Consider the following 9,980-nt stretch of genomic DNA (forward strand, 5'->3'; position numbering starts at 1 on the left):
CAGGATCCGGACCCCGCCGCAAGATGAATCCTCAACCATGAAATCCGGTCGGCTGATTACGTACTGAATACCCGGGCACTCGGAGTTTCGTCACGCAAGGCACGCAAGGCTGAAATGCGATCTCCAAGGAGTGTGATCATGTCGGCTTTCGGTGGTTCGTCAGCGGCCTCTTCCGCCTCCCGGACGAATGGTCTCGCAGTAGCCGGACTCGTCTGCGGCATCGTCGGGGTGTTCTTCCTCAACTTCGTCCTCGGGCCGCTCGCGATCATCTTCGGTGCCGTCGCCCTGCGCCAGAGGGCCGCCAAGGGCAGCGGCGGCATGGCCAAGGCGGCCGTCATCCTCGGTATCGTCGACGTCATCCTGTTCATCGTGCTGATTTCCGTCGCCGCGTCCAACGGCGGATTCACCTGGTACGTCGGCAGTTGACGCGCGGGTCGGCACCAGGGCAGGTCTTGAGTTCCACCGGTGGGGAATGCGCATGCCGCGCATTCCCCACCGGATTGTGTGCGACAGCAATCCCCATTGGACTTTCCGCCGACGGAATTCAGCGTTCCTGGTTCGAAAAGCACATTGCGGTGAGCGGGCGCCGACCGATTGGGTTGCCGGGTCAGGACAGCGGGGTCGTTCCCCGGAATCGAGAGCCGGAAGGGGACGCGACCAGCGCATGCCAACCATGCTCGACGGCTGCACGCCCTGGCCCCCGGAGTTCGCCGACCGCTACTGGTCGGCCGGGCACTGGCGCGGCAACACCCTGGAGAACCTGCTACGCGGCTGGGCCCTGCAATACGGACCGCGGACCGCGCTCGTGCACGGCGCCACCCGCCTCACGTACGCGAATCTGAACCGGCGCGTGGACCGCACGGCCGCCGGATTCCGGCTGCGCGGCGTCCGGCCCCGGCAGCGGGTGATGGTCCAGCTTCCGAACGTCCCCGAGTTCGTCGTCACCGTGTTCGCGCTGATGCGCGTCGGCGCGATCCCCGTGATCTGTCCCCTCTCGCGCCGCGCGTCCGAGATGGCGCACGTCGCGCGGGTCAGCCAGGCCGCCGGTTACGTCGGGCCCTCGACGTACGAAGGCTTCGACCACACGGCGATGGCCGCGGACATCGCGGCCCAAGGGGCCTTTCTGCGGCGGGTGTTCACCCTTGAGGCGCCCGGCACCGCATCCCCGTACGGCGGCATGACGACCGATCCGTCGGGCTGTCACTACTTCCCGCTGGGCTCCGTCGACGCCCCGCCCGGTCCGGCACTCGACCAGAGCGCCGACCAGGTGGCGTTCTTCCTGCTCTCCGAAGACACCGAAGTCGCCGAAGGCACAGCAGAAGGCGCCGCCTCGCCGCCCGAGCTCATCGCGCGTACCCACAACGACTACGCCTACCAGGCGCGGGCCGCCGCCGATGCGGTGTCGCTCACCGAGGACGACGTATACCTCGCCGCGCTGCCCGCCGGGTCCAACCTCGCCTTCGGTTGCCCCGGCATCCTCGGCACCCTCTGCGCGGGCGGCACCGTGGTCCTGCCCGAGGACCGGTCACCGGCTGCTGGCCTTGCGGCCGTCGGGCGGGAGCGCGTCACCGTCACGTCCCTCACGCCCGCCACCGCCCGGCTCTGGCTCGACGCGCTGCCCGCGGCCGGGGCCGGGGCCGACATGAGCAGTCTGCGGCTGGTGCAGCTCGGCGGCGCGCCCACCGACCGGGAGACCGCCGAGCCGGTGGCCACCGACGGCCTCGGCCGCCGCGTGCAGCGGGTCTTCGCCATGGCCGAGGGTCTCCTCGTCCTCGCCCGGCCCGACGGTCCGGAGGAGACCGGGCCGGCCACGCGGGGCCGCCCGCTCTCGCCGGACGACGAGATCCGCGTGGCCGGCGCCGACGGCAAGGACGTGCCCGACGGGGAGGCCGGCGAGCTCCTCGCCCGCGGCCCGTACACCCCGCGCGGCTACTACCGTGCGCCCGTGCTCAACGCACGCTGCTTCACCGCCGACGGCTACTTCCGCACCGGTCACCTCGCGCGGCGTCTGCCGGACGGCGACCTGCTGGTGACCGGCCGCGTAGACGCCGCGGAGGCGTCGGCCTAGGCCCTGCCGGTGGCCGCGGTCTGCGACACCTGGTCCTCGGGGGCAGCCGCCTCGGGGGCCAGGCTGTCCATGAAGGAGGAGACGGAGAACACCGCGCGCCCCGGCCCCGCAGGACCGTATCCGGGCGGCGACGACAGGCCGTTGTCCTCCATCGTCGCGCGGTACGCCTCCAGGAGACGTACGTGGTACTCCAGCGGGGCACCCAGCGGGTTCGCCTTGCCCAGCGGTGTCGTGGGCTCCGGGCACCAGGTGGTGAAGCGGGGCGTGATGCCGCGCGACATGAAGTACTGCAGGCCCTCGACGGTGGAGTCGATGGCCTCGCCGACCGTCTTGAAGCCGAACGGCTCCGCCATCTCCACGCCCGCCACGAAGTTCGGGATGACGTTGCGCGGCCCGAAGACCTCGGCGGAGTCCAGGATGCGGCGGTGCCACTCGTCACGGCCCACGTAGCGCTCCTTGCCGGGGCAGTAGCGCTCGAAGAGGTAGGGGTCCCACACCTCGTAGTTGGGGTGGTAGATCCGCACGCCGTAGTCGTGGAAACGCTGCACGTCCGCCTTGGGCAGCGCCTGCGCGACGACCTTGCCGATCCAGCGGCCGGGGAAGCGCTCCTCGATGGCCTTGGCGTACTGGCCGTAGAAGTCGGCCTCGTCCTTGCCCTGGAGCTTCGAGGTGATGGCACCGCCGGTGAGCGTGTACGCGGTGGAGGACTTCGCGGTGTCGTACTTGTCGATGATGGCGAGGGCTTCGAGGACCTCGTCCATCGGCTTCACGCCCGTGTAGGGGCGGCCCGCGGCCTTCTGCTGGCGCCAGTTGTGGTTGATGTCGCAGTACCCGCACTCCTCCTTGGCGCCGAAGTACTGGCAGACCCGGAAGACGGTCAGGTAGATCAGGTAGCCCCACTGGATGGTGGGCGCCACCTCCATGACGGACTTGCCGTTCTCCAGCGTGTGCCGGTAGTAGTCCGGCATCGGCGGCAGGCCCACGTCGGAGATCCGCACGCCGTCCAGGTAGAGGCCCAGGACGCCGTCGTCGTCCGCGGCCACGCGGTAGGGCGACGAGGGGTTCACGCGGACCGAGACGACCGTGCGGCGCAGGTCGTAAGGGCCGCCGGTGAGAACGATCTCCTCGGGCGGGCGGCGCAGGGCCGCGGCGCCGAGCTCGGGCAGGGTGCTGTGGTCGAAGGAGAAGATGAAGTACGACTTCGGCTTGACCTCGCCCCCTTCGTTGTCGCTCAGGGCGGACTCGTCGAAGGCCATTCCGCCCCTGAGCAGGTCCTCCTTGATCACCGCCTCTCGCGGCACCTGCGGGAACCGCTCCATGAGTCCTTCGACGAGCTGGGTACGGCTCTCCCTGCGGCTTGCCATCTGCCGGGCACCTCGGATCCTGTCGGTGAATTGTGCTTTCCCGTGGACCCCACGCTAATACCCGCCGATTTCGGCGCGGATCCGGCTCCGGTCTCAGCGCCCTTCCGCCCCTGCCGTGCCGTCCTGTGCGGCACCCGGTCCTGCCGGGAACCCGGTGGTGGCGCTCTCGCGTTGTCCTTGCATGAACGAGCTGGTCGCCGGGGGGAACGTGCCGCTGCCGGACGGCGCCGTCACGCTGCGGGTGCCGGGGCCCTTCGACCTGTCCGTGATCGTCACGGGTGACGGCGGGAAGGTCGCGGGCGACGGCGACTTCGTCTTCTACAACCAGCCCGCCGCGCCCGGCGCCCGGCTCCGGGGCGACTCCGTCACGGTCGACGGGCGGCATCTGCGCGCCGGTGCCAGCCGCGTCACCGTTGCCGTCAGCCCCGCCGAGCCGGGCACTCCCCTGGGCCGCCTTCCCGGCATCACGCTCCAGGTGCACGGGCCCGGCGGTCAGCTCGTGGCCCGTTTCACACCGCCGCGCCCCGACCGCGAGACGGTGCTGCTGCTCGCGGAGATCTACCGCCGGGGGCCGGGGTGGAAGCTGCGGGCGATCGGCCAGGGGTACGCGGACGGGCTCGCGGGGGTGGCCAGGGACTTCGGGGTGGAGGTGGCGCAGGACGAGGCGCCGCAGCCGCCGGTGGCTTTCGGTGCGCGGCCGGGCGCCGCTTCCGGTGCACGGACGGGCGCCTCGTCCGGTGCGCGGGCGGGCGCCTCGTCCGGGTCGTGGCCGGGGGCTCCTGCCGGTTCGTTGCGGCCCGGGGGTTCCTCTTCCGGGCCGGCCGACCCCGACGGGTTCCTCCCGCTGGTCAACGCCTCGCGCGCTTCGGTGGGCGCGCCGCCGGTCACGCTCGACGCCCGGCTGACGGCCGCCGCGAGCGCGCATGCCGCCGGGATGGCGGCGCGGTCCGTGCTCAGCTCGGAGCATGCGGACGGCACGTCCCTCTACCAGCGCGTCGTCGCGGGCGGGTACGCGTACCTGGCCATCGGCGAGCATCTGGTGTCCGGGCCGCGCACGGCCGCCGACTTCGTGGAGTACTGCCTCTCGGGCGAGCAGTCGCGGCGTACGGTGCACGGCCGGGCGTACACGCAGGTCGGGGTGGCCCACACCGCCGACGCACGCTCCGGCGACCTCTACTGGACGGCGCTGTGGGCCGCCCCGTTCACGGCGCAGGGCCTCGCGGAGTGGGGGAACGCCGTGCTGCGGCTCACCAACGCCGAGCGGACGGCGGCCGGTCTGCGGCCGCTGTCCCCCGACCCGCTCCTGACCGTGGCCGCGCAGAACCACAGCGCGGACATGATCGCCCGCGCCTTCTACGCCCACACCTCGCCGGACGGCGGCGAACCCTGGCACCGCGCGTCCGCCGCGGGCAGCGCGCACCGCTCGATCGGCGAGAACATCGCCTGCGGGCAGCGCACGCCCGCCGAGGTGGTGGACGGCTGGATGAACAGCCCCGGCCACCGGGCCAACATCCTCAAGCCCGCCTTCACCCACCTCGGCGTCGGCTTCGCGGGCGGCGGCTCGGCGGGAACGTACTGGACGCAGCTCTTCGGCGGCTGAGACCCCCGGACGCCCCCGCCACACCCCTCAGCCCACCGCCACCGGCACCCCGCTCCGGGCCGATTCATAGCCCGCCGCCACGATTTTCAGTGTCCGCAGGCCGCCCTCGCCGTCGGCGACGTCCATGCCGCCCTCGCCGGGGCCGTACAGGAACGCGCGCAGCATCAGCTCGTCCAGATCGGCGCCGAAGGGGAGTTCCAGGCCCTGGCCGCGGCGTTCGCTGAAGCCGTGGACCGCCTGGTCGAAGGCGTCCATTTCCAGGGTCGCCCGCTCGGCGACCACGGTGAGTTCGAGCCCGCCCCAGGAGTGGTGGGAGCGGGGGTGCGACCAGCTGCAGTCGATGGTGGCCACCGAGCCGTTGTCGTAGGTCACGGTGACCAGGCCGCTGGTCTCGGCGTCGACCTCGCCCGCGTACATGCGGTTGTTCGTCTGGGCGTACACGTCGACGGGACGGGCCTCGCCGAAGAGGTCGTCCAGGAGGTCGGCGATGTGGACCGTGTGGTCCATCAGGGCGCCCCCGCCCGCGAGTTCGGGGTCGGCGAACCAGCGCCGGACACTCGGCATGGACCCGTTGTTCGCGCCGGACACCGTCAGGACCCGGCCCGCGTCCCCCGAAGCGACGGCCGCCTTGACGGCCGCGTACGCGGGGCTGAAGCGCACCGGGAAGGCGACCGCGAGCCGCACTCCGGCCGCCCGGCAGGCCGCCAGCATCGCCTCGCCGTCCGTCACGGTCGTGGCCAGGGGCTTCTCGCACAGGACGTCCACGCCGTGCGACGCGGCGAGCTCCACCAAGGGCCGGTGGCGGGCGTTCTCGGAGCAGACGATCACCGCGTCAGGGCCCCAGGCGAACACCTCCTCGTACGTGTCCGCGTACGCCACCCCCATCTCCTCGGCGAACGCGCGCCCCCGCACCTCGCCGGGCGCGGCCGATGCGGTGTCCGGGTCGCTGCCGATGACCTCGATACCCGGCATACGGGACAGAAGCCGCAGGTATCCGGCCGCGTGGACATGGGCGAACGACAGCACGGCGACCTTCATCGCGTGACCCCCTTCGTGCTCGTGATACCCGTGCGGATCTCGACCGCCCGGCCCGTACGGCTCGACTCCACCGCCGCCTCGGCGATCCGCACCGCTTCGATCCCGTCCCTGGCGCTCACCCGGGGATCACCGCCGCCCTCCTGCCAGGAGGCCGCGAACTCCCGCAGTTCGGACAGGTAGGGGCTCTCCGTCATCGGGCTCGACGGGATGCCCTCGTTGGCCGCGCGCACCCCCTGCGCGGTGATGCGGTAGCCGGGCACGGACGTGGAGTCGTGCCGGAGAAGTCCGTCGCTGCCCGCGACCCGGAACGTCGTACGGAACTGCTGGTCCGCGAGGCCCCACAGACCGGTGATGTGGCTGATCACGCCGGAGGCGTGGGTGAGGACGGCGGTCGCCGACACGACCTCGGCCCGCTCGGCGCCCGTGGCGTGCTCGACGCCGCGCGTCTGCGCGTGTACGCGGACCACGTCGCCCGCGATCCAGCGGGCGATGTCGATGTCGTGCACCATCAAGTCCATGATCACGCCGCCGGACTGGGCGGGGTCGGCGAACCAGGGAGCCCACTGCGGGCGCGCCCCGCCCCGGGTGAACCGCAGCACCGCGAGGTCGCCCAACTCGCCCTTCGCCACTGCCCGTTGCATGGCCGCGTACGCCGGGAAGTACCGCACGACATGGGCCGGGTGCAGCCTGACTCCCGCCGCTTCGGCGGCTGCCGCGATCTCCTCGGCGTCGGCGGCGTCGAGCGCGAGCGGCTTCTCGCAGATGACGTGCCGGCCCGCCGCGACGGCCGCGAGGGCGAGTTCCTTGTGGGTGGGCGTGGGGGTGCAGATGTCGACGGCCGTGCAGTCGGCGAGCAGTTCGTCGAGGCTGCCCGCCACGGCGATGTCGCGCCCCGCGTTCTCGGCGGCGAGCTTCTCCGCCGAGCCGTCGACGGTGTACACGCTGACGCGCGCACCCAGTTCCAGCCAGCCGGGGAGATGGGCGCGGGCGATGCCGCCCGCGCCGATCAGGCCTATTCGCATGGGCAGAGTTACCTTTCGTGGTCGTGAGGTTTCGTGGTCCTGAGGCGGGGGTCAGCTCTTGGAGCCGGAGAGCGCGACGCTCTGCACGAAGTGCCGTTGCAGGAAGACGTAGACGACGAGCATCGGCAGGCTCGCGATCAGCGAACCGGCCATCATCACGGGATAGTTGGTCTCGAACTGCCCCTCCAGGGAGGTCAGTCCGGCGCTGATGGGCATCTTCTGCGGGTCGGTGTTCACGATCAGCGGCCACAGGAGGTCGTTCCACGACCACATCGCGGTGATGACGGCCAGCGCGGCGAGCGCGGGCCGCACGAGCGGCAGCATGATCGACCAGAAGATGCGGAACGCCCCCGCTCCGTCGATCCGCGCGGCCTCCTCCAGCTCCTTGGGCAGCGTGAGGAAGAACTGCCGCAGCATAAACGTGCCGAACGCGCTGAACATGCCGGGCAGGAACAGCGCGGGCGCGGAGTTGAGCAGGCCGAGCCGCTGGATGATGTCGTACTGCGGCAGGACGAGCAGCGAGCTCGGCACCATGAGGACGGACAGGAAGAGCGCGAACAGGACGTTGCGGCCCCGGAACTGCATGCGCGCGAAGGCGTAGGCGGCGAGGGAACAGAACACCAGCTGCCCGACCGTGCGCCCCACGGTGTTGAGGACACTGTTGAAGAGCATCTCCCGGAACGGCAGCGCGGAGAAGACCTCCTCGAAGCTCGACCAGTTCCAGGTGTCGGGCAGGAAGGTCGGCGGCACCTTGGCCGTCTCGGCGAGGGACTTGGCCGCGGTGAGCAGCTGCCACAGGAAGGGGAAGACCATCACCAGGGCGCCCAGCGAGAGCACCGTATGAGTGGCGACCGACCCGGCGTTGAAGCGTCGGCGCCCCGGCGACCGTACGGATGACTCACGCATAGTGCACCCACCTCTTCTGCAGCCTGAACTGCACCAGCGTCAGCGCCGCGATGATCAGCATGAGCAGGAAGGCGAGCGCGGCGGCGGCGCCCTGGGCGTTCTCGATGAAGGCCCACTTGTAGAAGAGGCTCACCACGGACTGGGTGTCGCCGATCGCCGGGTTCTTCTCGGCCATCATGATGTAGATCAGGTCGAAGGTCTGCAGTGAGTTGATCATGCAGATGATGGACGCGAAGAAGATCGTCGGGCTGAGCAGCGGCAGCGTGATGGTGAAGAAGCGGCGCAGCGGCCCGGCGCCGTCCAATTCGGCGGCCTCGTAGTAGTCCTGCGGGATGCCCTTGATGCCCGCCATGAAGATGATCAAGTAGTAGCCGGTGGTCGACCAGACCATGACGGTGCCGATGGCGTACACGGCGGTGGTGGGGTCGGAGACCCAGTAGCGGCGGTCCGCGCCGAAGAACTCGAAGACTTCGTTGATCAGTCCGTAGTCGCCGTTGTAGAGCCAGTTCCAGACGAGGCCGACGGCGACGGGCAGCGTCACGAACGGGACGAAGTAGAGGGCGCGGTAGACCGGGACGCCGCGCAGTCCGCGCCGGTTGAGCAGCGCCGCGACGCCGATCGCGAGCGGCAGGGCGAGCAGCCCGATGACGCAGTAGATCAGCGTGTTGCCGAGCGCCTGCCAGACGGTGACGTCCTTGAGGACGCGCACGTAGTTGTCCGTGCCGATCCAGGTGTTGCCGCCGAACGCGCCGAACTCGGTGAAGCTGTAGAAGAAGGTCTGGAGCAGCGGCCAGAAGTAGAAGACGGCGAAGCCGATGCCCAGCGGCGCGACGAAGAGATAGGCGGCGCGCTGGCTGCGGGACTTGGGTGCGGTGCCGGTGGCGGGTCTGCCGCGCCCTTTCGCCTTCGCGGCGGCCGTGGAGGGAAAGACACTCATCATGCGCGCTCCTCCTTCAGGGCCCGGTCCATCTGTTCGCCCAGCGTGCGCGCGGCGCTCTCGATGCCGCCCTTGCCGCTGAACGCGGCGCCCAGGAGCGGGTACTGGAGGTTCTCCCAGACCGCGGTGTTCTTCGAGCTGGGGTAGGGCACGGCGTAGTCCAGCATCTCGACGAAGTGCTTCAGGTCGAACTCGGGCATCGACTTGAACCAGGCGTCCTGCGTCCCCTCGTACGAGGAGATGGTGACGCCCGCCGACGCCTGGATCTCGGCGGCCTTGCGGCCCGCCATGAAGTGGACGAACTTCCAGGCCGCCGCCTTCTTGCGGCTCTTGGCGGAGATGACGTTGGCCAGGCCGTGGATGATCGTGGCGCGCTCGCGGCCCTTGGGCAGGACGGCGACGCCGCCGTGGTCCTTGAGGGCGGGCACGGCGTACATCTGGCCGGCCATGGCGGAGAGGTCGTAGTACATGGCCGTCTTCTCCGACCAGTAGCGGTTGCGGCCCTTGGACTCGACCATCGCGCTCTGCGGCGGTGACCAACCGCGGTCGATCATGTCGGTCCAGTAGCGCAGGCCCTCGATGGAACGCTCGTCGCCGAAGCCGGACTTCCCGTCCTCCAGGACGTAGCCGCCCGCCCCGAAGATGGCGGGGTAGAGCTGGCCCTGGCGGTCCATCTCGGCGGCCATGCCGTGCACGCGCCGGCCCGGATCGGTGAGTTCGGCGGCGGCGTCGCGTACGTCGTCCCAGGTCCAGGTCTCGTCCGGGTACTTGATGCCCGCCTTGTCGAAGAGTGCCTTGTTGTACCAGAGGCCGATGGTGTCGAAGTCCTTCGGAATGCCGTACTGCGTGCCCTGGTAGGCGTAGATCTTCACGAGCGCTTCGGGGTGGCGGTCCACGGGGGTCGCGTCGCTCTTGATGTGGCCGCTGAGGGGTTCCAGGACGCCGCTGGAGGCGTACAGCTGGAGGTTGACCGCGTTCATCCAGAACACGTCGGGGGCGGTGCCGCCGCGCATGGAGGTCTTGAGGGTGGTCCAGTAGCTCGACC

Annotated in this window: 9 protein-coding genes; 3 read left to right on the forward strand and 6 right to left on the reverse strand. The window is 70.5% G+C overall.

Annotated features, from left to right (window positions below; genetic code table 11):
- The first annotated feature begins 138 nt into the window (after positions 1–138).
- Together ACQKIP_RS20265 and ACQKIP_RS20270 are read left to right on the forward strand one after the other, a co-directional pair.
- A complete protein-coding gene (locus tag ACQKIP_RS20265) occupies positions 139–426 on the forward strand; it encodes a DUF4190 domain-containing protein (protein ID WP_365855009.1) in 288 nt (95 codons plus the stop codon).
- 238 nt (positions 427–664) lie between these two features.
- Complete coding sequence (locus ACQKIP_RS20270) at positions 665–2,068, forward strand: AMP-binding protein (protein WP_365855011.1); 1,404 nt, start codon at positions 665–667, stop codon at positions 2,066–2,068.
- Here ACQKIP_RS20270 and ACQKIP_RS20275 read toward each other — a convergent pair.
- Positions 2,065–3,432 (reverse strand): radical SAM protein, encoded by a 1,368-nt coding sequence (locus ACQKIP_RS20275; protein ID WP_365855013.1) that lies wholly within the window; start codon positions 3,430–3,432, stop codon positions 2,065–2,067. The genes ACQKIP_RS20270 and ACQKIP_RS20275 overlap by 4 nt on opposite strands.
- Before the next feature lie 181 nt (positions 3,433–3,613).
- On the opposite strand from ACQKIP_RS20275, the gene ACQKIP_RS20280 reads away from it, so the two are divergent.
- Positions 3,614–5,032: a CAP domain-containing protein gene (locus tag ACQKIP_RS20280; RefSeq protein ID WP_365855015.1), complete on the forward strand. Its 1,419-nt coding sequence runs from the start codon at positions 3,614–3,616 to the stop codon at positions 5,030–5,032.
- A 27-nt stretch (positions 5,033–5,059) separates the two neighbouring features.
- On the opposite strand, the gene ACQKIP_RS20285 is transcribed toward ACQKIP_RS20280, so the two are convergent.
- The 5 genes from ACQKIP_RS20285 to ACQKIP_RS20305 form a co-directional block, all read right to left on the reverse strand.
- Positions 5,060–6,070, reverse strand: coding sequence for a Gfo/Idh/MocA family protein (locus ACQKIP_RS20285; RefSeq protein WP_365855017.1), 1,011 nt, complete (start codon positions 6,068–6,070; stop codon positions 5,060–5,062).
- A complete protein-coding gene (locus ACQKIP_RS20290) occupies positions 6,067–7,092 on the reverse strand; it encodes a Gfo/Idh/MocA family protein (protein WP_365855019.1) in 1,026 nt (341 codons plus the stop codon). Before ACQKIP_RS20290 ends, ACQKIP_RS20285 begins: the two co-directional genes overlap by 4 nt.
- A gap of 51 nt (positions 7,093–7,143) precedes the next feature.
- A complete protein-coding gene (locus ACQKIP_RS20295) occupies positions 7,144–7,998 on the reverse strand; it encodes a carbohydrate ABC transporter permease (RefSeq protein ID WP_365855021.1) in 855 nt (284 codons plus the stop codon).
- Entirely contained in the window at positions 7,991–8,938 is a 948-nt protein-coding gene (locus ACQKIP_RS20300; RefSeq protein WP_365855023.1) for a carbohydrate ABC transporter permease, read from the reverse strand. Before ACQKIP_RS20300 ends, ACQKIP_RS20295 begins: the two co-directional genes overlap by 8 nt.
- A partial coding sequence (locus tag ACQKIP_RS20305; protein WP_427743652.1) for an ABC transporter substrate-binding protein occupies positions 8,935–9,980 on the reverse strand: 1,046 nt, incomplete at its 5' end. The genes ACQKIP_RS20305 and ACQKIP_RS20300, both read right to left, overlap by 4 nt.

This window comes from Streptomyces sp. NPDC059900, from assembly GCF_050270335.1.
Classification (GTDB): domain Bacteria; phylum Actinomycetota; class Actinomycetes; order Streptomycetales; family Streptomycetaceae; genus Streptomyces.